Here is a 25,317-nt window from a genome sequence, read left to right as displayed (position 1 = left end):
TTTGCTTTACCCGATCGAAGAATTCGCTTCAATCAGAAAGGGATAGCAATCTTGAATACTCTCGTCTCACGCGCCCCTGTGGCCGTCCTCGCTTGTCTTGTCACCTTGCTCTCCGCCTGCGGTAGCGAGTCATCCGGCGGGGGCAACGCCTCGGCTGAGATCGGCTCACAAGCCCTTCCGGCAACAGAAGCTGTCGACGAAAGCGCTGGCGGAGAACTCTACGATGTCTCAGTCGAAACTGGCAACGAGCCGACCTCGCTCGAAACTGGTGGCGTAGACAATGCGGTTAGACCTACAACGAGTGGGGGCGGTGGTGCCGGATCTGGCTATTCAGGTAATCAGACCTCGGACGGCGATTCGACCTCGGGTGGCAGCAATAGTGTTGGTGGTAGTCCTAAACCACCGGTAGCGTCGCCAACGCCAACGCCAACGCCAACGCCAACGCCAACGCCAACGCCAACGCCGCCTGCGGAACCGGCGCCGCCTGCACCAGCCGAGTTGAAGGTGGACGCCATCAGCCCGAGCCCCAATAGCCAGAATCGTGCACTGAATACGCGGGTGCAGATCGATTTCTCCGAGCCGCTGATTCCCACCACGGTAAACTCCGACAACATTGAGATTCGCAAGGCCGGCAGTCCAATCAGCATCAAGGTCGAATACGCCCCCGGCAGTCACGACGTGCGCCTCGTTCCACAGTCATCGCTCGCTCCGGACACCTTGTATCAAGTGGTCATCAAAAGCGGATTGATGTCGCAATCAGGCGATGAAGCGACTTGGCAGAGCTGGCAGTTCCGCACGCTCAAGAGTGCTGGAGAAAGCTCGCAAGGGTCGATTGACGGCTGCATGAACTCTATAGATGTCGCTATGCTCAACGCGGTCAATGAAGCCCGTTCGAGAGCACGTAGCTGCGGTGGAACAAGTTACTCTGCACAGCCTGCGCTGCGCTGGAGCTGCAAGCTGGACTCAGCCGCGACGACACATGCAAAAGATATGGCCAACAACAATTTCTTCAGCCACACGGGCAGTGACGGTTCGAGAATGGGTCAGCGCATGAACAACGCCGGGTACAGCTGGTCATCTGCGGCCGAGAACATCGCCGCAGGCCAGTATACCGTAGACATGGTGATGAAGGGATGGCTGGCCAGCGCCGGCCATTGTCGCAATATCATGAGCTCGAGCGTGAATGAGATGGGCGCATCACTCATCACAGTCTCTCCCGGTTCCGCAAACTACAGTCACTACTGGGTACAGAAGTTCGGCAGACCTGCTAACTAGCACCGGGCGAAGTCCAGGGCGTCGGTTGCTGGGAGGTGATCGGCTGCCGGTTTCTGTGCGAACTTATTTGTTGAGATTCAATTGGCTGGCGTTGACGTAGTGTTTTCTGACAACACCTAACCAGAGGACCGATCATGCCAGCCTTAGTGAAAAAAGTTCTTGGAATAGCGCCAGTAGAAGATGAAAACGGCGGCTATAGCCCATCGCCGCTCGCTCTGAAGTTAGCCACTAAAGACAAGACCGATTACGAGCAATCAACTTTTCCCAATGCGCAGAAGTCTGGCAAGCTTAAAATTCTGATGCTTTGTACCGAAGAAAAGTATCTGACGATGGAGAATGGCAAGAAATTTTCAACAGGCAATCACCCTGTTGAAATGCTGGTGCCAATGCTGCATTTCGAACAGGCGGGCTTCGAGGTCGATATCGTATCGCCCACCGGGAAACCGGTTCAGATTGAAATGTGGGCGATGCCTGAAAAAGATGAGGCCGTGAAAAGCCTTTTTCAGAAGTATGAGGCCAAATTCAACAAACCTCGCTCTCTCAAAAAGTTTGTGCAAAGCTCACTGAAGGATAACTCTCCATACATCGCTGTATTCATTCCTGGTGGTCACGGCGCCTTGCTAGGCTTGCCTGACAACAGGGATGTAGGAAAACTGGTGCAGTGGGTCGCCGACAAAGACAAATACCTGCTCGCTATCTGCCATGGTCCAGCCGCACTATTAGCTGGTAAGGCGGACGGTAACTCGACCTCTTTTCCCTACAAGGGTTACAAGCTGGCCGCGTTCCCGGATATAGTCGACAAGGCCACGCCCGCTGTTGGTTACCTGCCAGGGCCCATGCCGTGGTATTTCGGCGAGAAGCTGAAGGCGCTGGATGTTGAAATCGTCAACAAGCTGGCAACCGGCACTTGTCACCGCGACCGGAAGCTCATAACAGGCGACAGCCCCTATGCTGCAAACGCATTCGGCAAGATGGCAGCTGAAGCCTTACTCTCAGAGGCGGTTTGAGTTCCGCTGAGGTCTGACCTGCGAAGGCTGTGCGGCATCCCTATCCGAGCATCGACTGCAAGGCAGGGTGGAGCGCAATCCCAAGGCAAGCCAGACCAGCACCCAGCAGCGCGCCTACAATGACATCAGTCGGGTAGTGCAGCCCCAGAATAACGCGTGAGAGTGCGACCAGTATGGTGAACGGGATAACCAGCATGCCTAATAGCGGGAAGAAGTAGACCAGCATCGTGCAGAAACACACAGCGTGCATGGTGTGACCTGAGGGGAAACTGTAACGGTCGAGTGGGGCTGTACCGCACAGAATGTCGGGCGAGTTCAGAAATGGCCGGGTTCGAACCAGCGAGCCTTTCAAGGTCTTGTAGATGATGGTGCAGACCAGTCCCGTCAGGGCCATGGACGCGCTCACCTGAAGCCCGTGGAGACCGAATAGAACGGGTAGCAGCAACATCAGCAGGTACCACGCAAGCCCGTCGCCGAGCCGGCTGACCCGCACAAAGAAGCGCTTCAATGGCAATTTTCGGCAATAGCCATTCATCCTCAGACAGCTGTTGATTTCGAGCTGATCGATACGGCTGAAAAACAGTGAAATCTTGTTGTTATGCATCGAGTGGCTTCCTGTGGTTGTTCAAGACGAAGGGCGCGGCGACGGCCCCGCGGTCGGATGGCTGCTTCAAGTACTCGAGAAATCGCGAGGCGATAGCCTTCCAGCCAAGACCCTCGGCGCACACGCGTGCTGCGCTTCCAAGCCTGCGCCGTTGCGCACCATCGCCGGCGAGTTCGACGGCATTTCTGATGTAGCCGGTCTCGTCGCCCAAAGTCGCGCACATGCCGCTGAAGTTGTGACAAAGATGTTCAGCCGCTGCCGCAGTGTTGAATGCGACTACTGGCAGCCCACTTGCCATGGCTTCGGTGACAACGTTGCCGAAGGTATCGGTCTGGCTGGGAAACAGGAATATATCCGCGCTGGCATAGTGGCGCGCCAGTGCTTCGCCATGTTGAAGGCCGCTGAGCACGGCATCTGGTAGCTGCGTCCGAATCGTTTTGCGCAACGGACCATCGCCTACGAATACCAGACGTGCGTTCGGTTGTTGTTGTCTGATTGCCTTGAAAGCGCGGATGACCAGGGGTAGATTCTTTTCCGAAGCAAGCCGACCGACATAGAGCACTACAAGCCCATCCACAGGTACTCCCCAGGCCGACCGCAGCGCATAGCAGCGCAAGTTCGGAGAGAACCGTTTGCAGTCTACACCTCGCGAGAGCACTTCGACGTTTCGGAACCCGGCTGAAATGAGTCGCGCGCGTTGCTCCCTGGTGGGTGTGAGCGTGATCGCAGTGCGGTTATGAAACCAGCGGAGGTAGGTCATTACCAGTGCACTGAGCCAGTCGAGGCGGTAGTGCTCGGCATATTGATCGAAACTTGTATGAAATCCGCTGGCGGGGTGTAAGCCAAGATTTTTCGCTGCCTGAAGTGCAGATAGGCAGAGTGGGCCCTCGGTAGCCAGATATACGAAATCCGGCCGCCGCGGCTGCCAGTATTTTGTGATCTGGCGCCTGCAGGGCAGTCCGATGGTCACATCGCGATAGCCGGGAAGTGGTAGGCCGCGAACTCTCAGAATATCCACTGGCCGCAGCGATGAGAACGTATCTGCGGAGTCCCAGTCGCGCGATCGCATGTGCCTGCTGCGCGGACAGATGATCTGGACTTCGACGTCGCCCTGTTGCAGCATCTGAATCAGTTGTTGCAGGGTCCGGCTTACGCCGTTCACGTCCGGCCAGAACGTCTCGGTGACTATGCTGATTCTGTAGCGCCCCTGGTGAGCGCTGGGGTTGCCGTAGCGGCCAAGTATGCTCATGACGCCAGCTTGGCTGGCCCCTGTTGCAGTTATTGTGCAGGACTATGAAGGTTTTGTGACAGAAAAGGATGAGCCGAACCAGCAGGAATCCGTTCGACCATATTTTCGCAATCTTTCAGCCGCGACGATAATCTGAAGGCGTCACACCGTAACGTTTTCGAAACGCCCGAGTAAATTGGCTGTGATCGCCAAACCCGCATAGTAATGCGACCACGGTGATCTTGTTCTCAGGCTGGCGAAGCAGCTCGCGGGCTCGCGCCAGTCGCTGCTCCAGAACATATTGATAGGGCGCGCAGCCAAAGCTCGCCCTGAACAAGCGTGCGAAATGGTAGGGGCTGAGACTGACCCAGCCCGCCATAGCCTCGAGTGTGAGCGGTTCCGAAAGCTGTGCCTCGATTCGTCCCGACACCAGCTGTCGCTGATGTCGGGTGAGGGTACCGCTTACCACGGGCGTTGACACCTTGACTGATGCGTGGCGGCTAACGATCTGGACCATCAACCAGTGCGTCAGGTGATCGATGCCCATGCTGTCCTCGGGCGTTTCCCAGCCACTCATGCTCAGCAATCGGCCGGTCTGGGCAATCAGCTCATCCTGAATCTGATACCGTTCGTTCAGCTGGACGCTTGAGGGCTCGCGGTCCCAGACCTGCGTCATGCATCGCTGCAGATCGAGATCGGTGAAGTAGAGATGAAGAAACTCGAAGTCACCGCGAATTTGCCACTGTGACTGACTACCGGCTGGAAAGAGACAGATCGCCCCCGTAAAACCACGGCTCACCGCACGGCCTTTCACTTGCCGCGACGTCTGTTCACCAGCACGCGTATAGATGCTCATCGCATGGTGTCGCGGACGCTCGTACTGGGCGTCACCATAATGATTCTGCCAGTGTACGAGCGCGCGCCCACGTTCAAGCTCCAATACGCGTCTGGGTGCCGCACCGGCAGCTCTGAGCGCAGCGATGATATCCCGTGCCTCTGCAGGGGGCTGGTCTGACGAATCTGTAGTCGAATCTGCGTTCGTGAAGGCGGTCATACGAATCTCCGTAACCTGGCAGGAATCATCCACTCTTCAGCAGGATCTGACAAGCCAGGAGAATTGTATCGTTCTAAGCTGGGCGTTCTATCAACAATTGCCATCGGAATGCATACTCATGCCAATCGGAGTTCATTACTGTCTCACTGTGTTGATCTGGGGCCTGACCTGGACGGCCATTCGTTTGCAGGTCGAATCGGCGCCTGTGGATCTCTCCGTATTTTTCCGCTTCGTCATGGCCTCGATTGTCGCGCTGGGCGGGCTCGCCCTGCTTCGTCGTCTGCCGAAGATGGGCTGGTCGCAGCATCGTCTGCTGATGCTGCAGGGTGTCACGCTCTACAGCGTTAATTTTCTGTTGATCTATCGCGCGGCTGAAACCATGACAACCGGGCTGCTGGCGGTGGTGTTTTCCCTGGCTGCCCTGTTCAATGCCTTCAATGGCTGGTGGATCATGGGGCAGCGGCCAAGCCCCCGCATTTACCCGGCAGTTGCGCTGGGGGTCACGGGGGTGGCGTTGCTGTTCTGGCATGACCTGACGCTTGGCAATGCCACCTTTGCGGCCATCCTGTTCGCAGCAGGCGGCACCTTCTGGTTTTCTCTCGGCAATCTGATCAGCCTGAAGGTCCGCAACGCCGGCATTCCGCTCTTTGCTGGCAATGCCTGGGCCATGACCTATGGGGCCGTGATTCTCGGCGGCTGGTGTGTGGTTCAGGGTGTACAGTGGCATCTGCCGGCGTCCGACATGTTCTGGGGTGCGACCTTATTTCTGGCGATTCCAGGCTCGATCATTGCGTTCTACAGCTACATCACCGTGATCAGGACGCTGGGTGCAGACAAGGCTGGCTATGCCACGGTGCTGTTTCCAATCGTTGCACTCACTGTATCCACCTGGCTCGAAGGTTTCGAATGGACCGTTCCCGCAGTAATCGGCGCGGCCCTGGCACTGCTTGGCAACTATGTGCTGTTTCGCAAAGCCGCGGTACCCCTTGCGAATACACTTGATGCCCAGAAGCAGGTTTGACCATGAGCATCCGAGACGCGTAAGCAGCGCTGCGGGCGCTTAAGATAACAGTGCTCAGCTACAGGCTTGAATCTTGTGTCGCCCAAGTGACGTAAAGGCTAATGGAGTCTTTATCCAGTGGCGCTACAAGGAGTGTGTTTTCATTATGTTCATTGATCACCATACGCTCGACCTGATCCTGAGGGGCTTATTGCTCACCTTCTTCGGTATGACCTGGGTGGTCCTGCTCGTGCGGCTCAATGGCCTGCGATCATTTTCCAAGATGACCAACTTCGATTTCGTCATGACGGTCGCGGTTGGCTCTCTGCTTGCTGGTGGCAGCCAATCGGCAAACTGGGGTGAGTTCATACAAACACTTTCCGGCATGGCCGCGTTGTTCGGTGTGCAGTACATTACAGCTCGCCTGCGCAAAGCCTCTGGCACTTTTGAGGCTATCCTGCAGAACGAACCTGTCATTCTGATGCGCGATGGCAAGATAATCGAGCACGCTCTGGAAGAAACACGCGTGGCGAGGAGTGATCTTATCGCCAAGCTGCGCGAAGCAAATGTGCTGGACTTCAGCCAGGTTCGTGCGGTTGTGCTCGAAACGACCGGCGATATCTCTGTGCTACATGGCGAGGCATTGTCTGATTCGCTGCTTCAGGGTGCGAAAAATCCGCTTTAGCAAGCCATAGAAGGAATCCAGTGATTAGAGATAAAAAGTCGATCGGCACTACGCTGATGACCGTGGCGATCGTCTGGCCCTTTTTTGCCAACGCTGATAGTGGGTGCCTCAATGCGGCTAAAACTGAGCTGGAGCAGGCTTACTGTAAGGTTGTTAGTGGCGGCGAGGGCGCTGGATTGCCTTCATTTGAAGATTTCCGCCGTAACGACGCAATGGTGCAGGCGCTCCTGCTGAAGCGCCCGGCTGAGCGACTTGGCCTGGCGCTGCCTGGTCGCAATCGCACCCAGGGAGCCCCATCGACAGCGGTTCAGCAACAGCCACCGCCGCCTTCGCAACCACGGCGCAGTGCCGGGCAGCAGGCAGACAGACCGTCTGCACCAACAGCCACGCCCGCGTCGCCAACTCGTGCTGCCAGTTCTTCCCCGGCCCAAAGTGGCTTCGCAGCTATGGATGTGAGCGACTGCCGCCTCACAGGGCAGGGCGATGTCATTCTATGCCCGGATAGCCGTTATGTACTCGCTTCGAACAGACCGAAGGGCGAGCTTCGCCCTGGGGTTCTGGATGATGGCAACCGTCTGGATCTGCCGAGCTTCCGGGGGCGTCGCAGTGACGATCAGGCGGTCATCGGCTACCTGAGCGACGCTTACGCCAGATATGTGCCGAAGATGCTTGAGATTGGCCTCGGCGGAGCCACCCTCAGCTTTACCGAGTTCCATCACGCCTTTCATACTACCGAGGCTGCAGGGATAGATTTTGCCCGGCGCTCGGAGGAAACCTTTCAGCTGCTCAAGGCCGACCGTAAGACCCTGGGCGTACAATCACGTCTTCACGACAGGGTGCCCGCCGGCATCGAGTCCTGTATGGACATCAGCCCTGAGATCATCGTCTGCGACGATGTCGGCACAAACTGGGTATATGTCCGTCCGTTAAACTAGTCAGATTTGGCTTTCGTAGTCGATTCAGGACCTTCCTCAAGCGCTGGAACACGCTGGCCGACTGGCCGGACGCCCTCATTCAGCGTAGGATGGCGCCTTTTAAGGCATTGTTTCAAGGAACGAAATATGCATTTGCTCGCAAAAAAACGTGTAAGAATTGAGCGTCCTACGTCGGTAGTATTCGACTACATCACCGACATGGAATGCTTCCCAGACTGGTTTCCCGATGTTCGTGACATGCAGTCGGGCAATAAACTGGCCCACGGGCAAGTCGGTAAGCTCTATCTCGAAACCATCAAGCTCCCCTATGGCGGCACCCGCCAGGTTCGGCTCATCGTGCGCGAGTCGATCGCTGACCGGCTGTTCGTGACCGAAGCTCAATTTCCGCCAATCCTGCCGCGTATGGAGGTTACTTTCCACGAACTGGGGGATGAGGATTGCGCAGTCGACTGGCAGATGTTCAGTCGAAACCAGTCATTTCTCGTCTGGCTCTTTCTGCTCCCCATGGTCCGTCGAGTGATGAGCCGGCGCGCCTCGGTGGCCATGTTACAGCTGAAGCAGGTATTGGAGGCCGAAGTGCCAGCCATGCAACTGTTCGACGAAACGGCCTGAACTGCTGTGTAGCATGCAAAGTCTGCGGCAGTGCATGGTGAAAAAGCGGTCCAGACGCTTTCCCGCTGACCGCATGTCTCGTACGATCAATCCCTTCGAGATGAAGAAGGACTCAAACATGTGTTTCGCCAATTTGCCGCTGCCTTTGATCGCCCTGGCAGTAGCAACGTTATTCAATGGCTGCACGGTCACATCGGAGCAATCCACGCCGCAAGCCGAGATGATCGAGGGCTTCCTTGCCGGCTCTGCGGTCAGATATGCGGTTCAGGATTATGTGATTGAGCACGGCAGATTGCCGGCCTCGAACCAGGATCTTGGGCTGCCGGAGCCACGGGCCTACGCCCGGGGTGCACTGTCTTCAGTCGCGGTCGGCGAGCGCGGTCGTATCACACTCACGTTCAATGAGAGATCGGGCGTCGACGATGGTACGATTCAACTGGTTCCCATCGCGAGTGATCCGCTTTATGGGGTTCAATGGGATTGCAAGACCCCAAGCTTCGAGGACATACAGTCCTGGGCACCTGCCTGTCGTTTCGCCCCGGGGCAACGATAGTGCAGCAGGGCTGCCGAAAATAAAAAGGCCCGGTGGCGGCGGTGAAGCAACGACCGGGCAAAGCCTCCGCTAGAAGGACAAGTCAAGCTTAGCGTGCGTGCATGACAGGCCGAGGAACACCTGCCTCGCACTCATCGGTGAAACCAGCTTCCCAGCTGGCATGCAGAACCTCATTCAGATAGGGATTGCTGGCATTACCGTTTTTCAAGCCACAAATCCTTCCGTTAGCATAGGCTTGCTCCACGTCGTCGTCTTCGGATGCTGTTGGGATGCGCATCTGCAAACGCTGCACGAACTGTCTGGCGTCCTCACCGATCAGATACAGACAAGGCACGATCAGCAGCGTTATCAAGGTCGCAAAGAGGACACCAAAGGCGAGTGAAATCGCCATGGGGATGAGAAAACGCGCTTGAGCACTGTTTTCGAGTATCAGCGGCGCGACACCTATGAAAGTGGTCAGCGATGTGAGCACGATGGAGCGGAATCGGCTACACACGGCTTTGACAACTGTGTCCTTTATTCGCTCTCCTGTCTTCGCCATTTCATTTACGGCGCTGATCAGTACCAGATTATCGTTCACTACCACGCCGCTCACGGCGATGATGCCCACGATGGACCACAGTGTCAGTTCATAGCCAAGCGCCGCATGACCAAGAAAGGCGCCGACCAGACCAAAGGGAATGGCGAGCAATATCAGTATCGGTTGCCAGTAGGTGCCGAACGCGATGGTGAGCAGGCAGAACATGCCGATTAGAGCGAGCAGATAGCTTAAGCCCAGGTAGTCGATAAATTCAGCGATGGCCTTGGGCTTGCCTGCGACAGCCCAAGTGGCGCCGGGGTATTGCTGTGCGAGATTCCCGAGCCAGTTTGCCTGCAGGTGTTCCATCACCTGCCCGGGAGATGTGAGGTTGTCATCGACGAGTGCAGTGAGCGTGGCTGTGCGTCTGCGATCGTAGTGGCTTATCAGTGCTGGCGTCTGAATCTCCTGAAGGGTCGCCAACGCGGAGAGCGGTGCAGAACTGCCATCTGCAAGCGTGATAGGAAGCTGCTCGAGATGCCATAAGCTGTTGCTTTCCGCCGTCGGCAGACGAAGCACGACTGGCACTTCGTGATCATCCTCCGGTAATCGATCGACAATAACACCATGGAAGGCGGCAGCTACCTGTTGGCCGAGGGCGCGCTCGGTAAGTCCATAGTGCCTGGCCGCCGGTGTGGCACTGACCTGAATCTGGGTGAAACGCGCATTCATGCTGTTGCCGATTTCATGAAGGCCGTCGAGCTGTTCCAGCTGCGCTTGTAGATCGCGACCCATGGTTTCAAGTGTTCCGAGATTCGGGTGATACAGGTTGATATAGATGTCCGGTTTGATCTCGGTAAGACTGGCGTGGAAGCGCACTGACAAGGCATCTGGTATGCCCTGATGCAGCGAACGCCAGCGATAAGCGAGTTCGTCAGCGGAAATGGGCCGTTCGCCTGGCGCCAGTGCAAGGCTAACCCGAGCTCGTCGATGGGCATCCGGGTCGCTCGCTGTAGAAATCTTGCGGCGATGACCCTGCTCAGCCAGCACGTCGACGATAAGCGGCTCATCGAATTTGATGATCATCTGCTCTGCCAGTGCCTGTCCGGAGTGTTGCAGCGCCTGCACGGTCTCAGCGACGCGCTGTGTGCTGGTGCCTTCAGGGAACACGACATCGGCCATGACACGATCACCTTCAACACGTGAGAACATGACCAGAGTGAGCCAGCCACTGTGCACCAGCGCAAGACTCAGCAGAATCAGTCCGCTAGCGGCGGCAACCAGGGTGTAGCGCCAGTACAGGGTGAATTCCAGAGCCGGCACGAAGAAGCGTGTCATGAGCCGGTCGAAGCGGGCGTTCATGCGATCACTGAGGCGGTCCAGCCGCCCCGGTGCTTTCGGCTCGCTGCTGTTCAGGTGAGCTGGCAATATCCACAGGGATTCGACCAGCGACAGGATGAGAATACCAATGGCCACGATGGGTATGACGCGCATCAGCTCGCCCTCAGGGCCCGGCAGGAATAGCAGTGGCGTGAAGGCGAGGGCAGTCGTCAGTACTGCGAAGACCACCGGCTTGGCCACCTTGTTGGTACCGCGAGCCACCGCGCTGCGGCTGTGTCCTGTCTTGCCGATCTCGTCATGGACGCTTTCACCTACAACGATGGCATCGTCGACGACAATGCCCAGTACGAGTATGAAGGCGAAAAGCGAAATCGTGTTGAACGACTCGCCGAGCAAGGGCAGCAGAATACACGCGCCCAGCATGGAAACCGGAATACCAGCCGCAACCCAGACTGACATCCTGAGTCCGAGAAACAGCGTGAGGATCAACACCAGCACGAGCAACGCCTGGGCTGCATTGCGCCAGAGCAGCTCGGAACGGCCGCGATACTCCTCGGCATCATCCTGCCAGAGCACGAGACGCATGCCCTGCGGCAGTGGAGTCTCAGCCATGAAGTTGCGAACCGCGTCTGCGACGTCGAGAACATTCTGGTTGCCGATGCGATAGACGTCCAGGGCTGCAGCCGGTTGGCCGTTAAGCCAGGCGCCCATGGTATTCTGTGAAAAGGCATCTGCAACCGTAGCGACTTCCTCCAGCCGAAGGGCATCGCCAGCGCCACCCTGACGCACGAGCACTTTGCGATATTCGTCGGCCGAGACTGGTGCTTCACCCGCCTGGATGAGTGCATCCGACTGCGGCGTGCGCAGGAGTCCACCCGTCACGCGCTCGACATCGTTGCGGATGGCTGTCGCCAGGTCACTGAATGACAACCCGAAGCGATAGAGGTCGGATCGCGACACTTCAACCGCTACTTCACGCTCTGGCAGACCCTCGATTTCTACCTGCGAAATTTCGGGATAATCCAGCATACGCCGACGCATCTCACGCGCTGCGGTATAGAGGTCGCGTGGTGACAGGTCGCCAGTGAGCAGGACCTGTGATACCCGATTGCGGAAAACGAGTTCCTCGACGAGCGGCGGGCTGGCATCTTCCGGCAGATCGTTCAGCGCGGCGACTCGTGTGGCGATCTGGTCGCGGACGTCACGTGTCGCAAAACCTTCGAGTACGTCTACGGTGATGGCGCAGCGGCCTTCACGTGCATCGCTCATCAGATCAGTGATCCCCTCTATGCCGTAGATCACGTTTTCGATCGGGGTGCACAACAGTTGCTCGATGGTCTGTGGTGACGCGCCCGGCAGGAGTGAAACCACGCCGATACGTTCCAAAGGAACATTCGGGAGTGTTTCCTGGCGCGTCTGGGGAATAGCCAGAAGTCCGCCAAGTACCAGCATAAGCGCGAGCAAATTGGAGACGCGTGGGTTGTTGATGAACCAGTCGATGGTGTCTCTCATTGTGCAGTGGCCGCACCTGCTGTGAGCGCATCATCAGCGGTGATCAAGGCTTCTTCTGGGATCGAGCGCGCCGGCGTGCCCTCGAGCAGATGGCTGTGACCACGCCGTAGCACCTGCTCGCCCGGTTCCAGTCCACTGGTGACGTAGACATTCTGCTCGTCCCGATGCAACCACTCGACTGGTCGTCGGCTCAGCACCTGTTCGCTACCAATCACCCAGACGTGGCTGTCGTTGACGAGCGCCGAGCGCGGCAGGGCCACCAGGTCTTCCACCAGGCGACCAGTAATGAGGACCTCGACATAGACGCCGGGTTCCAGTGGCGGGTCGCCACTATCGAGCGTGACCTCGGCAATGAGCCAGGTCATGCGGTTGGCATTGAGCCCACCTTCGCGTCGTCTGATCGAGCCGTCCCACGTATGCCGCTTGCCGCCAAAGCTGCCGCTGAGCTTCACCGGAATGTCCAAGGGCACGGCCTGCAGCTGTATCGGTAGCGAGAGCAGCTGCAGGCCAGCGTCCTGGATCGGCAGTCGCAGGACCATTTCGTCGGCACTGTAGATTGTGCCAAGCGTTTCGCCAGCGCGCAGATACTGACCTTCAGCTAGTGAGACGTCCACGAGCCGTCCGGTGAACGGGGCCTTCAATGTCGCCTGCTCCAGTTGACGTTCGGCCATTCTCAAGGCGGCTTTTGCGGAGCGGACCCGGCTCTCGGCTTCAGCGAGCTGTGGCTTTCGCAGGGCGAAGTCGTTCGCCTTGCTGGCCGCCAGCCGCTGCGCGACCACTGCCGTTGCTCGCACTTCCTCCAGATGCAGCTTGGCGGCATCGAGCTGATGCTTGTGCTGTGCGATTTCAAGTGAAAACGGTTCAGGATCCAGTTGCAGCAGGGGTGTGCCAGCCTTCACCCAATGTCCACTCTTGAATTCAGGCGCCACGTCAATCACTCGGCCGCCTGTTTCCATGGCCAGTGATACCTGTCGGCTTGCCGCCGCAATACCCTGGCTATGCAGATCGAGCCGAAGGTTCTGGGCTTGCACCACCACAGTGGTGAACTCCGGCACCTGCTTCAGCACCGGGTGTTGATCCGCTTCAGGGGAATACCGATACAGGAGTGTCATCAGTACAATGATACCGATGACAACGGGAATCCAGGCGCGCCCGGGAGACAGCAGCTTCGAAGTGGACATCATTGATTCACTCGTTCTCAAAGCCTTGCGGCGTCTACATAGGGCGTCAACTGATCACTCAGGCTGAGCCTCGGGTCGCCACTGTGCGCCAGCAGGAAATGCTGGCTGCGGATGATCTCCCGACGGTACTTCGATAACACTGGCCTCAGGGCATCCTGTTCGAACAGGGCGCAAACCAGCGCGTCGTAACGGCGCCCCATGCCGGCGTGGATGCTATCCAGCAGGAGCCGGAATATCGCAGGGTCGTTTCCTTTTACCAGCATGCTATGGAGTGTGAGGTAGATCAGTTGACCACCAGGCGGCGGCAGGCGTGGTCCGCCGCGTAGCTGGTTCTGCAGGTTGTATAGATGGCGCAGTGTCTTCAGCCCGTGGGCATAGGCCATGACCAGGGTCTGCTTGAAGGCCTTCTGATCCCAGGTGCCAATCACGCCGACAAGTTCGGAGCCATCGAGTGCCAGCCAATAATCCTCCGGCCGAAGCGCACGGAAGTAGGGCGCAGATTCGGCCAGCTGGGCGAACTGATAGCTGGGGAAGAGCTGCTTCTTCGGCCCCTCGGTGTCCCAGAAATTTTGCATGTGCGGCAGGTCATCAACACTGGCTCTGCGGATCTCGAGGCCAGCAGAAGGCGTCCGGGCAAGCCTCGAGCCAAAGACCAGGCTGGTTTCGATCATTCCGTACGGCAGGAAGCGCGGTAGGCCAGGTCTATGTTTGGCGACCGCCTTCAGATACGGCTCGTTGTCCGCGAGTATGACGGCCTGAAGCCAGCCAGCCTGATAATCTGACTCCGGAATCTGCCGATACAGGTCGAATAGCACGTGGCCGCCGCGATAATTCGGCTCGACCCTGAGATCATGCGCATAACGCACGGAACGGGGGCTGCCATTGACGAACAGCGTGCGTTGCCCGATGTTGCCGACGCCGACAATCCTGCCGCTGCCGTCTTCTTCCGCTACGAATACATCCGGCTGCTCGCAACTCACATGTGCGCTATGGAAATAGCAAGGGCTGCGCTCGAAGTTCAGCGTGATCTTGCCGGGCTGGGATGTGCGCTGGAACAATTCCACAATCGCCTGACTATCCTCGAGCTGTGCGGATCTAACCTGATATGTCATGACAATGCTCGCAGAGGGTTTGGCTTGGCGAGCGCTGGGGCAACTGGTAAGGCACCAGTCCAATGTCGAAGCGCCTCGACTTTGATATTGCCCTCGATCATGCCGCGCTCTCGACAGGCATCAAGGTAGTGCCTGCGGGCATCTGGATGGATGATGCAGCGCACTGGTCCAAGCTGGTTGAGGTTCCTTGCTACGAGGTAATGAAACTGGTCGAGCAGGGCACGTTCGAGTGCCTGCGCCAGATCCTTCTCCTGGCGCCTTCGCCAGTAACTGGTGGCCTCGACCTCTGTCTCGACCAGCAGTACATAGGCGGGCCGGCCTGTCTGACAACCTTGCTCCGCCGCAAGTAAGGCGATGGGCTTCAGGTCTGAGGGCCAATCGATGTTTTCGAGCAGCTTCTGGGCCAGGAGCGTGCTGATCTTTTCTCCAGCCATGTCGGTGCCGTCGTTGCGCCCCATGAAGCGCATTGCTGGTAGCTGGCCCTTGAAGCCGGTGACCTTGAGCACGTCGTTCATGCGATAACGCAGCAGACCGCTGCCAGTTGAAAGGATTGGAACCACCTCCTGGCCGACCTCGAGTTGCCACGGTGGTAGCACCAGCTTGCTGGCGGTGTCTTCAAACTCGTACACGTGCGATCCCGCAGCCAGTACAAAGTCATTTTCGTACGGAATGGTGACCACCCCCTCGGTCGCCCACAGACCCTTGCCCTGAAACGCAGCCTGCGGTAGTAAAGCCTGCAGACGCTGGGCCCAGGGCGCCGATGCTGCTGTGTCCCATGCGCTGATCAGCGCCAGTCGCGGCCAGAGATTGACAAAGAAACTGGCTGAAAGCTCCCCGTCCCAGTCGAGCAGGAGATCTGCTGCGGCCTCAGATTCGGGGCACGGCAGATAGCCGAGGCTGCCCTGATGCGAGCACCAGTGGCCATAGACCAGTACTGCGGCGATTTCCTTGCGCCAGAGTGATAACTTCTCGAGTAGCCCGAGCCCGAAGGTGGGGCTCCAGATTGATATCGCAGTCAGGTCTCTGCGGGCAGCGAGATAAGCCAGAGACGCGAACAGTGAGTCATCTGAAGTAGGCGCCAGTGATACGGCGTCAGGCACTGCCTGGGTACTACCCACGAGCCAGCGCTTGCCAGAGGAGAGCAGCTTCATGTCGTCGTTGATATGACCCTGCGTCTGCGCCCGCATCTCAGTCGGCACCCATGACAGCGACCAATAGTGTGCGCCAGAGCGGATGCCGGCGTGGCGTCGGTACATATCGCTTATCCAGGGGCAAATTGCCGCATCCAGTTCCTTCAGGAAGCGCCGCGTATACGGGATCCATTTAACCGCAGATGTGGAACCGCTAGTTGGCTGGTACCGCGCCACGCGCGAATCGATCAGCGCGCAGTCGGGCTTATCCTGCTGCTCCGCGATTGGACCAGCCCAGTCGCTGTAGTTGGTCATTGGCGCGTTGCCGGCAAAGTGCTCCCAGGATGCCTTTGCTGTAAGGCCGTGAGCCTTGGCGTAGGGCGTCCCTTCGACGGCCTTCATCAGCGAGGTCAACTTCTCCCGCTGCAGGCGCTGCAGACTCGTTCTGTTACTGTCGAACGAATGCCGACCCGGCTGTACGCTTGCGCGAATGAGACCGTGAGCGAGGGCAGATAGTCGCTTCATTGCAAGGCGCCGGCCGAGCTTGCATTGGTGCCGGCTACACTGGTGATGTTCGGCGTATGATTTGGGGGGCTCCGGCGAGCAGGGCGCACGATCGCTGCGGGTTTTTCCGCATTGGTGGCTGCTGCGCCGGTTTGAGGATTTCGAAGCGCCTTGAGCGCAAACGAGCTCAGCGTTCGCGCGCAAACTACGCCGACGCATGGCAGTTCGGTGCCCACTTTCCACGTAGGATTGCGTGTCTCGAAATAGCGGATCTTGGGGTACTGCTGACGCAACTCTTCGGATATGCCCGCAACTTCGTCACGCAGGCGCTGCGCACCGTCACCGAACTGGAGTAGACCAAGTGGATCCCGGCTGCCTGGGAACATCTGTTCGCAATAAAGTTGCACGACCTGGTCGAGCTCGATATCACGATTATCGGGATTCGGGTAATAACGCTTGAAGTTATTGGCCAGCAGCAGGTAAGTCTTATAGCCCTTGGATATCAGAAGCCAGAACACCGGCTTGTGCGGTGAGCGCAGCTTCTCCCACAACATGAGTCGGGCAAAGCAGGTCTGTAGCGCACGCGAGCCCCAGTAGTCTCGCTCGATAATGGTGTCACCGCTGAAGATCCCCTTTCCACGACGTTCGCCGACCGTCATATCCATAGAGACGATCGTCGAAAAGCCAACGACGCGATCGTCTTCTTTCGAGCGCACCAGAATTGCGCCGCTCTTTCGACTGATATCCTTCAGAAAGGTATCGAGGTCGGTGTTGTCGTAATAACGCTGAAATACGCCATACATCTGCTGAATGTCAGTGATGCTGATCTTCTTCAGTGAGTAGTAGCGAGCGTAAATCCCCATTGAACTGGCGTTGCTCATAAGACGTTTCCTTGTTCAGTACGGTCATTTTTATAGGTTCTGTCCAGAGGCGATAGCTGCCTGGTACGGCACTCAAAATTTGACCTGTTCACTTTGCGTGCTGTGTCGGAGTATATGGATCCGGCCCGTACGATCTATAATCAATGTGTACAACTGTGCACTGGATCTCCTAAATTCCTCTTTGGAAAAAAATCCTCTTGTCGAAATAGGCAAACCATTGAAAGTTGAAGAAATTCTTGTTTGCCTCAACGAAATTTTGTCGATTGCGTCGCTGTAAATGACTAAAAAATCGCAAGATCATGCTGAAAAACGGTCAGCTCCGTCACAAATGACAAAAGCTTTTTGGGCGAAATAATTTACCTTATAGCCTCGGTAGTAGTTTGCTGACTGAACGCATTGAACAGAAAGTATTCGATTGTGCGGTCGGCAGAACGGTGCACATATGTGCACCGAAATGATTGTGTCCTTTGATGACTGCGCCACGCGAGAGCAACAAGGGACACGACCCAGGTAGATCAACAGGAGACGGCATTTGGGTATCAGCCAATCATGCTCACTGGCCGCAGAATTTCCGTCGCGGGCGCTGGGATACGGTGAGCAACTCTGGCTCAGGTTAAGTGAGGTCAGTTCCAACAACTTCGTCATGGTGGTGCAAATTGATGGCGCGGTAGAGCTGCGGCGACTCTATACAGCCCTTGAAGGCATCGTGCTGACCTTTCCGGTGCTCCGAGCGCGGGTTGAGCTCGCCAGCGCGCCGCCCCGTCTAGCCTTCAGTCGTGTGCCTCGCGTGCCCCTGACCGTTGTACCTGGCTGCGCAGATGGCGATTGGCCCCGACTTGCCGAGCACGAACTGAATAACCGCATACCAGCTGACGCAGAGTTGTTGTGGCGTGCGACGCTGCTGCAGGATGAGCTCAGGTCCGTGCTGCTTCTGACCTTCAATCACGCCATCAGCGATGGGCATTCGGCTTATGTAGTCGTACGTGAGCTGCTGCAGTGCTATGCCGACGCTTCGGCTGCTGGCCCCATAATGGCACCACCCGCGGCTTATGATGATCTGCTGCCACCGGGGCAGGGCTGGCGTATGCTGACGCGTTGTCTACCGAATTTTCTGACCAAGGTGCTGAATCCGGCGCCCCGCGCTGCCGCTGCGCCCGCGAATGTTCGGGCCCAGGCTAACGACACTGTGCACTCGCGTTTCTTCAATTTGCTGTTGGATGCCCCTACCAGTGCTGGCGTGCTTGCACGAAGCAAGCGGGAGGGCGTGAGCATGCATGCGCTGATGAGTAGCGCCTTGTTACTGGCCTCGTACGATGCGCTTGGTGGGGCAGGTGAAAAGGATATTGTCATCAGCGCTGCACTCAATGTGCGACCACGATTGCGAAGGCCCTCACTACGCGATGTTGGTTACTTCGCCACCGGCATCGAATGCCGTTATAGCCTCACAGGACATGAGGATGTCTGGCAACTGGCGAAGCGGGTTTCCGCTGATGTCGATGCACAGTTCACCAGTGAAAACATCGCTTTCAGCCTGCAGCTGCGGCGGCTCATTCTGGCCCTCAAAAAAGAGCCAGGCTCCCTTAGAGATGCGCTCTCGAGACGCTCCCAGTCGAGCGTTCATCTGACGAACCTGGGGCGTCCCGAACTGCCGCAACATTATGGCAGTCTCACACTGCGGGCCTGTTTCCCGATTCCGAGTGTGCACTTCCTGAATAAGCCGGTGCTTTGCCTGGCCACGGTATTTTTCGCCGGTCAACTCAGACTGATCTTCAGCTATGCCGATCCGCTCACGGATCCCGCATATATCGATAGCGTGATTAACCAATTCAGAAAGCGACTTTGCGAAGTCGCCGATTAACAAGACGATGGACATTGCCCAGGAGGTCGACATGTCAACAACAACAAGTAGTCTCGATCAACTCGATGTGGATGAGCGTCACGAGTTTATTTCCATTTATCGCCCTAGAGGCAAATGTGATATAGCGACCTTGCTGACGATCCTGCAAGAAAACCAGGATGCCCTGCGGGCGCAAATTGCCAGGCGTGGGGTCTTGCTGTTCAGAGGCTTTACGCCAGAGCACACGGACGATCTCTATGAACTGGTGACAAAGGGGATGGCACTGGATCCATGGAACGCCTTCAACCTCAAAAACACTCCGGCATTCGCTACCACCTGGCTGCGCAAGTACATGGAGGGGCTGCTTGGCGGCGGCGACTATCGTCGTTATCTCGACAGGGATGCCGTGCAGCTTGGTCCGGTGGAGTCGGCAGTTCAGGGCCCACACGTTGAAGGCGGAATACGATCGCAGCGCTCACGGTATATCGCCTTGTGCTGCTTTCAGCCCTCGCCGAGCCGGGCCGAAACAGGCATGGTGGATTTGCATCAGGTCTACAGCGGCCTACCTCAAACGATGCAGGACAAATACAGCCGGGCGTGGAACCGCTTTTTTTATGTCTCACGGCGCAAGGTACATGCGCTGGATCGGGCTCTGCTGAAGCAGAGCCCCTTCGAACTGATCGAACGAGAGGATGGTCGCGCGCATCTCGCCTTGCCGCCGTGTCCTGCAGTCTGCGCCGTGCCTGAGACCGGTGCACTCTGTATCCAGCCCTGGGCCTTTGCCCGAAATACCAACGGCGCCGTCCATGCCGCTGCAGTGGCCGCGTTTCCTGGACGTGGCGATATTTATCCGGACTCGACGGCTGAGGGCATAGAGCTGACCTGGGAACTGTGCGATGAGCGTGGTAATACAATCGAATGGACACCTGAAGAACAGAGCCGGCTCTTCCGCGATATTTTCGCCCGCGCTCACCTGATGGCTTGGGAGAAAGGTGATATTGCCTTCGTCGACAACATACGTATCGGACATTGGCGGATGAATGGCGAGCAGGGCGAGCGTAAGCTGGTGCAGATCCAGGCAACCGCCTTCAATGCCGAACTGCATCACCCGGCTTACCTGAGGCGAACAGGGGTGCTCGCCAGAGCCTGATGTCTTTAATCGGGTCATAAGATCGTCAGTTGACGTACAATGTCGCCTTCTTGAACTTTGGGGCGATGCGGTAATGGCGATTCAATGGTATCCGGGGCACATGCACAAGGCCCAGAAAGAGATGAAGCAGATGCTGCCGCAGGTGGATCTGCTCATTGAAATTCTGGATGCGCGCATTCCATTTTCGAGCGAAAACCCCGCGATCGCGAATCTCAGAGGCGTCAAGCCCTGCATCAAGGTCCTCAGCAAGTCGGACCTTGCCGATCCTGCTGCGACCGAGCTGTGGCAGGCATTTCTGGAGCAGGAGCGTGGCGTCAAGACGCTGGCCACGACCACCGACGAACCGGGCCGAATCAAAGGTATTACTGATCTCTGCCGTCGAATGGTGCCTGAAAAAGCAGGTGGCGTTCAAAACATTACCGCCATGGTCGTGGGCATACCCAATGTCGGCAAGTCCACCATCATCAATACCTTGGCCGGCCGCACGGTTGCCAAGACTGGCAACGAGCCGGCAGTGACCAAGAGCCAGCAGCGCATCAATCTGGGCGGTGGGGTTATGCTGCTGGACACGCCAGGCATTCTCTGGCCAAAAATCGAAAACCCCAACAGCAGCTATCGGCTGGCCGCTACCGGCGCGATCAAGAACACGGCGATGGAATACGACGACGTCGCCTTTTTCGTCGCGGCTTATCTCATCACGGCCTATCCTGAACTGCTGCGCGAGCGTTTCCAGCTGGATTCGGTGCCTGACACAGACGTCGAGTTTCTTGAGATGGCTGCAGCACGTCGGGGTGCGTTACGCAGTGGGGGCCGGGTCGATTTCCACAAGATATCGGAAGTGCTCGTCAATGAGTTGAGAGCGGGCAAACTCGGCCGGATTACGCTGGAGACACCTTCAATGATTCAGGCAGAAGATATCATCATCGCTGAAGCCCATGCCCAGAAGGCTGCGGCTGCAGCAGAGCGCAAGCGTCGATTCAAACAGGGCAGCCGCGACGCACAGTCATGAGCGTTCAGTGCAAAAACCGTACTCGCCCCCTAAACTTGAGCGCAAGACCTCAATCAACCTGAATTCTGCCAGCGCGTTTCTGCCCTTGGCCCGCACCTGTACGGACCTGTTCCGATGATGAAGCTCGACGACTATCGCCTGCTGTTTGATTCCACACCCTATCCCTATCTGGTCATGGATCGGGATCTGACCATTATCGGCGCCAACTCTGCCTACCTGCGTTCAGTGGGCCGGGAAGCGGCTGACATCGTGGGTCGTTATGTTTTCGATGCGTTTCCGGCCAATCCGGATGATCCGGATTCGACGAATATTGCAGAGGTGAAGGCCTCCCTCGAAGTCGCTATAGCGACCGGTCGCCCGCATACCACGCCCTGTCTTCGGTACGCCGTTCCGACTACAGCGACCGGGGGAACGACTTTTTCCCATCGGATCTGGAGCGCGATCCACACACCCGCTGTCGATGCAAATGGCAAGGTCCTGTTCGTCACCCAGAGCGCAATCGATGTCACTGAGCTCTATCTCGGTGCCAAGGCGGAGGGTCAGGCAGCCCAGCCATGTCCGCAGCGTCCTGTCTCGGAAATCGAAGCCTTCAGTCGCGCCCAGATGCATGAGGCACTAGCTCGAATATTGAAAGACGAGCATGGCCACCTGCGCAATCTGTTCAGTCAGGCGCCTGGCTTCGTTGCTGTGCTCACTGGTCCCGATCATGTTTTCAACATGGTCAACGAAGCCTATTACCAGCTGGTCGGCCACAGGGAAATCATCGGCAAGACACTCAGGCAGGCGCTGCCTGACGTGCTCGGGCAGGGCTATGAAGAACTGCTCGACCATGTGTACCGAACCGGCGAGCAGTGGCAGGGCCGGGGTATGAAAGTTCTTCTCCAGCCCCATGTCGATGGGCCGGTTGTCGAACGGTTCATCGATCTGTCATATCAGCCCTATTACGCAGACGACGGCAGTATCATCGGGATCTTCGCGCAGGGTTACGACGTGACAGACGCGTTCGAAGCTCAGGCCGCCAAGCGGGAAAGTGATGAGCGCCTCAAGGAGGGCATGGTCGCGGCCAAGATGGTGGTGTGGGACTGGGATATCGCCACTCGAGAAATGATCTTTTCGGATAACGTGATGGAGGTGCTCGGGCGTACTGCCGATTCGCTGGATGCGTTGTACACCTCGATTCATGAAGAAGACCAGGCAAAGATGAAGCTGGTTCACGAGCGAGCCTTCGCTGAAAAATCCAGCTATCGTGAGGTGATCCGGTTCAACCGGCCCGACAACGGCCGACAAATCTGGATTGATGTGCGCGGCATGGTTCGATGTGATGCAGCAGGCAGGCCTCAGTCGGTGCGTGGCGTCACCCTGGACGTGACTGAGCGCGTGCAGGCTGAGGAAGAGTTGCGCGAGGCAGATCGGCGCAAGGACGAGTTCCTCGCAATGCTTGCGCATGAACTGCGAAATCCGCTCGCGCCGATCAGTTCGGCGGCGCAGCTGATGAAGATGGTCAAGCTGGACGAGGCGCGTCTGAAGCAGACCAGCGAAATCATCACGCGTCAGATCGGTCACATGACGGGGCTCGTTGATGACCTTATAGACGTATCACGCGTTACCCGCGGCCTGGTGACGACAGCCCGAGAGCCATTGGATATGAAGCGGATCATCTCGGATGCGGTCGAGCAGATCAGCCCGCTCATCGAAAGCAAGCGACACCACCTGATACTTGACCTGCCGGCCAAACCGGCGCGTGTCCTTGGCGATCAGAAGAGGCTCGTTCAAGTCATCACCAATATTTTGAACAATGCAGCGAAGTACACACCTGCGGGCGGCAACATTACGCTGCAGATGGAGGTCGAAGCTGAGCATGTTGCCGTGAGCGTGAAGGACGACGGCATCGGCATCAGCGCAGAGCTGCTGCCACGCATATTCGAGTTGTTCTCGCAGGCTGAAAGAACTTCCGACAGATCGCAGGGCGGGCTTGGTGTAGGACTGGCGCTCGTTCGAAGTCTGGTGGATCTCCACGGCGGGCAAGTGCTTGCCAGCAGTGATGGGCACGGCAAGGGCAGCAGGTTCGTCGTCTGTCTGCCACGGCTGGATACGATGAAATCGGATTGTGCAGACGGCGATGCGTCAGGCATCGCCATTACCCGTGAACTGCGCGTCATGGTTGTGGACGACAACGCCGATGCGGCAGAAATGCTCGCCATGTTCCTGGAGGCCTCAGGCCACAAGGTGATGACGGAGCACAGTGCGCGCGCAGTGCTGGACCGCCTCGAAAGACAGGTGCCGGATGTTTTCCTGCTCGATATTGGGCTGCCTGAAATGGATGGCAACGAACTCGCGCGTCAGCTGAGGCAGCGGCAGGATACCCGCCAGGCGGTGCTGATTGCCATAACGGGCTATGGTCAGGCTCAGGACCGGGAGAAGAGTGCCGAAGCTGGCTTCGATCATCATTTCGTCAAGCCGGTCGACACGCTGGAGCTCCTGCAAGTCCTGTCGGCTATCGAGCCGACCTAGCTTCTTGTGCGGCGGGCTGCTCAATAGCAAGCAGTCTCCGCTCGTTGCGGCCGAAGCTCGAACCTGTGCGAACGCGAAAGGCCGTACCGACACCGGCGCACAACGTTGCGATCCCCGAATAATCCGGGGCCTGCTCAGACACTTTAACGCAGTTGCTCAGCTTGATTGGGCCACGGTTGTAGCGGGTGCGTCCGAGCACTGTGTAAGTCACCTTGATCACGCTTTCTACCGCGGTATTCGAGACGCGAGTGCCGCAAGGGCGCTCATGGTCGAAGTCTGTGACGCTGGCAATGCGCTGTAACTGATCGCCCACACTGGCCACCTCCGGAAAGGTGGCCAGCCATCTATAACGGGTCTTGTGAGTGGCCTGGCAGGCGCCCGCCGCGTCGTAGTCTGTGACCTGCTCCAGTATGATTTCTCCGTTCTCTGATTCGAGTACTTCATAGGCGGTCACGGTAGCATCAGCATGAATCTCCCTGGTGACCGAGGGCTGGGTCGTATCGAGTGTAACGATAGCCTCACCGTCGTCAGTGACGTACCTGTGAGTAAGCACGAAGCCTTCGCTTGCGTAGATATCGAATTCACTGAAATCAATCGGAGACGATGCAGCGTTGACTATGCCGGCCTTGTCGGATGGCTGCTCCGCCAGGGCGACGGTGCCATTTGTCAAAAGGGTAACGCTGGCAAGCATTGGCAGCACGTATCGTATTGCCAGACGATGGAACGAGGCCCTGGAGGTACATCTCATTTGCGCCGGCATCTCACACAGCACTGGCTGAAGACAGCTCCAGCATGGCGTCACTTCGAGCGAGCGCAACCAGAGTCAGCCCACAGGCCTTGGCTCGCTCCACTGCCAAGGATGTCGCAGTCGATACTGTAACCAGGAGGGGGCATCCGGCAATGGCTGTCTTCTCGACGAGTTCATAGCTGCAGCGTGAGGTCAGCAGAAAAAAACCCTCACCTGGTGACAGGGCCTCGGATCTCAGCGCACCAATCAGTTTATCCAGGGCATTATGACGTCCGACGTCTTCCCTCAGAACACGAATATAGCCGTGACGATCACAGAATGCGGCTGCGTGAAAGCCGCCAGTGCTTGCGTTAAGCGGCTGGTGATCCCGCAGGCTTGCGAGCGCTGCAAAGAGCGCACTGTCGGCGATCGGAAGCGACTGATCGACCAGGGGCAGGGGGCGGTGCACCTGGGCCAGGGACTGCAGACCGCAGAGGCCACAACTGCCTTCGGCTGTGCGCAGCCGCACGCGTTGCCGGGCGCGGCGGACACAGTCTTCTTCGAGCCAGAGTCCGACCAGCCAACCATGCTCACTTTCGCGCACACTGAGTTCGAGAATGTCAGGAGCCGCATTGATGATTTGCTCGGATAGCATGAACCCAAGCGCGAAATCCGCAAGATCGACCGGCGTGGCCATCATGACCGCATAGTTGCGACCATTAACCTCGAATGCAATCGCCGCTTCTTCGGGCAGCAGGCGTCGCTCGGTTGACCGTTCGCCCAGCCCGATTCGAACGACCTGGGTATCGAGCGCACCCGCCGGGGTTATCTGCATAGATGCATTCGCTCCATGATTCGTGGATGTCCATCCAATCATAACCGTCTGGAATTCATCAAGGAAATTATCAGGGTGAAAGGTGTTATCCAGGTCATCCAGTTAGTCACCCTGCTG

The 25,317-nt window shown here is 57.5% G+C and carries 21 protein-coding genes; 11 read left to right on the top strand and 10 right to left on the bottom strand.

Features of this window, described 5'->3' with window-relative positions:
- The first annotated feature begins 51 nt into the window (after positions 1 to 51).
- Positions 52 to 1,275: a CAP domain-containing protein gene (locus tag ACH3PB_RS07285; protein WP_416398771.1), complete on the top strand. Its 1,224-nt coding sequence runs from the start codon at positions 52 to 54 to the stop codon at positions 1,273 to 1,275.
- A 134-nt stretch (positions 1,276 to 1,409) separates the two neighbouring features.
- Positions 1,410 to 2,282: a glyoxalase III HchA gene (hchA, locus tag ACH3PB_RS07280; protein WP_416398770.1), complete on the top strand. Its 873-nt coding sequence runs from the start codon at positions 1,410 to 1,412 to the stop codon at positions 2,280 to 2,282.
- A 40-nt stretch (positions 2,283 to 2,322) separates the two neighbouring features.
- On the opposite strand, the gene ACH3PB_RS07275 is transcribed toward hchA, so the two are convergent.
- From ACH3PB_RS07275 to ACH3PB_RS07265, 3 genes are all read right to left on the bottom strand, one after another.
- A complete protein-coding gene (locus tag ACH3PB_RS07275; protein ID WP_416398769.1) occupies positions 2,323 to 2,886 on the bottom strand; it encodes a phosphatase PAP2 family protein in 564 nt (187 codons plus the stop codon).
- On the bottom strand, positions 2,879 to 4,135 hold the full coding sequence (locus tag ACH3PB_RS07270; protein WP_416398768.1) for a glycosyltransferase family 4 protein: 1,257 nt from the start codon (positions 4,133 to 4,135) through the stop codon (positions 2,879 to 2,881). Before ACH3PB_RS07270 ends, ACH3PB_RS07275 begins: the two co-directional genes overlap by 8 nt.
- Before the next feature lie 115 nt (positions 4,136 to 4,250).
- Positions 4,251 to 5,168, bottom strand: coding sequence for a helix-turn-helix domain-containing protein (locus tag ACH3PB_RS07265; RefSeq protein WP_416398767.1), 918 nt, complete (start codon positions 5,166 to 5,168; stop codon positions 4,251 to 4,253).
- 118 nt (positions 5,169 to 5,286) lie between these two features.
- On the opposite strand from ACH3PB_RS07265, the gene ACH3PB_RS07260 reads away from it, so the two are divergent.
- From ACH3PB_RS07260 to ACH3PB_RS07240, 5 genes are all read left to right on the top strand, one after another.
- A complete protein-coding gene (locus tag ACH3PB_RS07260) occupies positions 5,287 to 6,189 on the top strand; it encodes a DMT family transporter (protein ID WP_416398766.1) in 903 nt (300 codons plus the stop codon).
- 145 nt (positions 6,190 to 6,334) lie between these two features.
- Positions 6,335 to 6,853 (top strand): DUF421 domain-containing protein, encoded by a 519-nt coding sequence (locus ACH3PB_RS07255; protein ID WP_416398765.1) that lies wholly within the window; start codon positions 6,335 to 6,337, stop codon positions 6,851 to 6,853.
- A 20-nt stretch (positions 6,854 to 6,873) separates the two neighbouring features.
- A complete protein-coding gene (locus ACH3PB_RS07250) occupies positions 6,874 to 7,788 on the top strand; it encodes a hypothetical protein (RefSeq protein WP_416398764.1) in 915 nt (304 codons plus the stop codon).
- A 126-nt stretch (positions 7,789 to 7,914) separates the two neighbouring features.
- Complete coding sequence (locus ACH3PB_RS07245) at positions 7,915 to 8,400, top strand: SRPBCC family protein (protein WP_416398763.1); 486 nt, start codon at positions 7,915 to 7,917, stop codon at positions 8,398 to 8,400.
- 13 nt (positions 8,401 to 8,413) lie between these two features.
- Positions 8,414 to 8,953, top strand: a complete 540-nt coding sequence (locus ACH3PB_RS07240; RefSeq protein WP_416398762.1) for a pilin — start codon at positions 8,414 to 8,416, stop codon at positions 8,951 to 8,953.
- A gap of 88 nt (positions 8,954 to 9,041) precedes the next feature.
- Here the strand turns inward: ACH3PB_RS07240 and ACH3PB_RS07235 are convergent, their stop codons facing one another.
- Genes ACH3PB_RS07235 through ACH3PB_RS07215 form a run of 5 tightly spaced genes read right to left on the bottom strand, consistent with a single transcriptional unit; the run spans position 9,042 to position 17,131 of the window.
- On the bottom strand, positions 9,042 to 12,323 hold the full coding sequence (locus tag ACH3PB_RS07235) for an efflux RND transporter permease subunit (protein WP_416398761.1): 3,282 nt from the start codon (positions 12,321 to 12,323) through the stop codon (positions 9,042 to 9,044).
- Positions 12,320 to 13,507, bottom strand: coding sequence for an efflux RND transporter periplasmic adaptor subunit (locus tag ACH3PB_RS07230; RefSeq protein WP_416398760.1), 1,188 nt, complete (start codon positions 13,505 to 13,507; stop codon positions 12,320 to 12,322). The genes ACH3PB_RS07235 and ACH3PB_RS07230 overlap by 4 nt, the downstream gene beginning before the upstream one ends.
- A gap of 14 nt (positions 13,508 to 13,521) precedes the next feature.
- Positions 13,522 to 14,616, bottom strand: a complete 1,095-nt coding sequence (locus tag ACH3PB_RS07225; RefSeq protein ID WP_416398759.1) for a GNAT family N-acetyltransferase — start codon at positions 14,614 to 14,616, stop codon at positions 13,522 to 13,524.
- Positions 14,613 to 16,271: a GH3 family domain-containing protein gene (locus tag ACH3PB_RS07220; RefSeq protein WP_416398758.1), complete on the bottom strand. Its 1,659-nt coding sequence runs from the start codon at positions 16,269 to 16,271 to the stop codon at positions 14,613 to 14,615. Before ACH3PB_RS07220 ends, ACH3PB_RS07225 begins: the two co-directional genes overlap by 4 nt.
- Entirely contained in the window at positions 16,268 to 17,131 is an 864-nt protein-coding gene (locus tag ACH3PB_RS07215) for a hypothetical protein (RefSeq protein WP_416398757.1), read from the bottom strand. Before ACH3PB_RS07215 ends, ACH3PB_RS07220 begins: the two co-directional genes overlap by 4 nt.
- Before the next feature lie 532 nt (positions 17,132 to 17,663).
- Here ACH3PB_RS07215 and ACH3PB_RS07210 point away from each other — a divergent pair.
- From ACH3PB_RS07210 to ACH3PB_RS07195, 4 genes are all read left to right on the top strand, one after another.
- Entirely contained in the window at positions 17,664 to 18,989 is a 1,326-nt protein-coding gene (locus ACH3PB_RS07210; protein WP_416398756.1) for a condensation domain-containing protein, read from the top strand.
- A 31-nt stretch (positions 18,990 to 19,020) separates the two neighbouring features.
- On the top strand, positions 19,021 to 20,118 hold the full coding sequence (locus tag ACH3PB_RS07205) for a TauD/TfdA family dioxygenase (protein ID WP_416398755.1): 1,098 nt from the start codon (positions 19,021 to 19,023) through the stop codon (positions 20,116 to 20,118).
- A gap of 73 nt (positions 20,119 to 20,191) precedes the next feature.
- Positions 20,192 to 21,127, top strand: coding sequence for a ribosome biogenesis GTPase YlqF (gene ylqF, locus ACH3PB_RS07200; protein WP_416398754.1), 936 nt, complete (start codon positions 20,192 to 20,194; stop codon positions 21,125 to 21,127).
- 114 nt (positions 21,128 to 21,241) lie between these two features.
- On the top strand, positions 21,242 to 23,638 hold the full coding sequence (locus ACH3PB_RS07195) for an ATP-binding protein (protein ID WP_416398753.1): 2,397 nt from the start codon (positions 21,242 to 21,244) through the stop codon (positions 23,636 to 23,638).
- Here the strand turns inward: ACH3PB_RS07195 and ACH3PB_RS07190 are convergent.
- The gene (locus ACH3PB_RS07190; RefSeq protein ID WP_416398752.1) at positions 23,622 to 24,386 is read right to left on the bottom strand and encodes a hypothetical protein; all 765 of its coding nucleotides are present in this window, start codon (positions 24,384 to 24,386) and stop codon (positions 23,622 to 23,624) included. The two genes, ACH3PB_RS07195 and ACH3PB_RS07190, sit on opposite strands and share 17 nt — an antisense overlap.
- A gap of 13 nt (positions 24,387 to 24,399) precedes the next feature.
- Positions 24,400 to 25,200, bottom strand: coding sequence for a formate dehydrogenase accessory sulfurtransferase FdhD (gene fdhD, locus ACH3PB_RS07185; RefSeq protein WP_416398751.1), 801 nt, complete (start codon positions 25,198 to 25,200; stop codon positions 24,400 to 24,402).
- Positions 25,201 to 25,317: the final 117 nt, after the last annotated feature.

The sequence above is a fragment of the Allohahella sp. A8 genome, assembly GCF_047946665.1.
In the GTDB taxonomy this organism is placed as follows: Bacteria; Pseudomonadota; Gammaproteobacteria; order Pseudomonadales; family Oleiphilaceae; genus Allohahella.
This window is presented reverse-complemented; position numbering and strand designations above follow the sequence as displayed.

Coding starts and splice junctions, on each gene's coding strand:
- hchA (WP_416398770.1), top strand. CDS start 1,410: ATGCCAGCCTTAGTGAAAAAAGTTCTTGGAATAGCGCCAGTAGAAGAT.
- ACH3PB_RS07275 (WP_416398769.1), bottom strand. CDS start 2,886: ATGCATAACAACAAGATTTCACTGTTTTTCAGCCGTATCGATCAGCTC.
- ACH3PB_RS07270 (WP_416398768.1), bottom strand. CDS start 4,135: ATGAGCATACTTGGCCGCTACGGCAACCCCAGCGCTCACCAGGGGCGC.
- ACH3PB_RS07265 (WP_416398767.1), bottom strand. CDS start 5,168: ATGACCGCCTTCACGAACGCAGATTCGACTACAGATTCGTCAGACCAG.
- ACH3PB_RS07260 (WP_416398766.1), top strand. CDS start 5,287: ATGCCAATCGGAGTTCATTACTGTCTCACTGTGTTGATCTGGGGCCTG.
- ACH3PB_RS07255 (WP_416398765.1), top strand. CDS start 6,335: ATGTTCATTGATCACCATACGCTCGACCTGATCCTGAGGGGCTTATTG.
- ACH3PB_RS07245 (WP_416398763.1), top strand. CDS start 7,915: ATGCATTTGCTCGCAAAAAAACGTGTAAGAATTGAGCGTCCTACGTCG.
- ACH3PB_RS07240 (WP_416398762.1), top strand. CDS start 8,414: ATGCAAAGTCTGCGGCAGTGCATGGTGAAAAAGCGGTCCAGACGCTTT.
- ACH3PB_RS07235 (WP_416398761.1), bottom strand. CDS start 12,323: ATGAGAGACACCATCGACTGGTTCATCAACAACCCACGCGTCTCCAAT.
- ACH3PB_RS07230 (WP_416398760.1), bottom strand. CDS start 13,507: ATGATGTCCACTTCGAAGCTGCTGTCTCCCGGGCGCGCCTGGATTCCC.
- ACH3PB_RS07225 (WP_416398759.1), bottom strand. CDS start 14,616: ATGACATATCAGGTTAGATCCGCACAGCTCGAGGATAGTCAGGCGATT.
- ACH3PB_RS07220 (WP_416398758.1), bottom strand. CDS start 16,271: ATGAAGCGACTATCTGCCCTCGCTCACGGTCTCATTCGCGCAAGCGTA.
- ACH3PB_RS07215 (WP_416398757.1), bottom strand. CDS start 17,131: ATGAGCAACGCCAGTTCAATGGGGATTTACGCTCGCTACTACTCACTG.
- ACH3PB_RS07205 (WP_416398755.1), top strand. CDS start 19,021: ATGTCAACAACAACAAGTAGTCTCGATCAACTCGATGTGGATGAGCGT.
- ylqF (WP_416398754.1), top strand. CDS start 20,192: ATGGCGATTCAATGGTATCCGGGGCACATGCACAAGGCCCAGAAAGAG.
- ACH3PB_RS07195 (WP_416398753.1), top strand. CDS start 21,242: ATGATGAAGCTCGACGACTATCGCCTGCTGTTTGATTCCACACCCTAT.
- ACH3PB_RS07190 (WP_416398752.1), bottom strand. CDS start 24,386: ATGAGATGTACCTCCAGGGCCTCGTTCCATCGTCTGGCAATACGATAC.
- fdhD (WP_416398751.1), bottom strand. CDS start 25,200: ATGCAGATAACCCCGGCGGGTGCGCTCGATACCCAGGTCGTTCGAATC.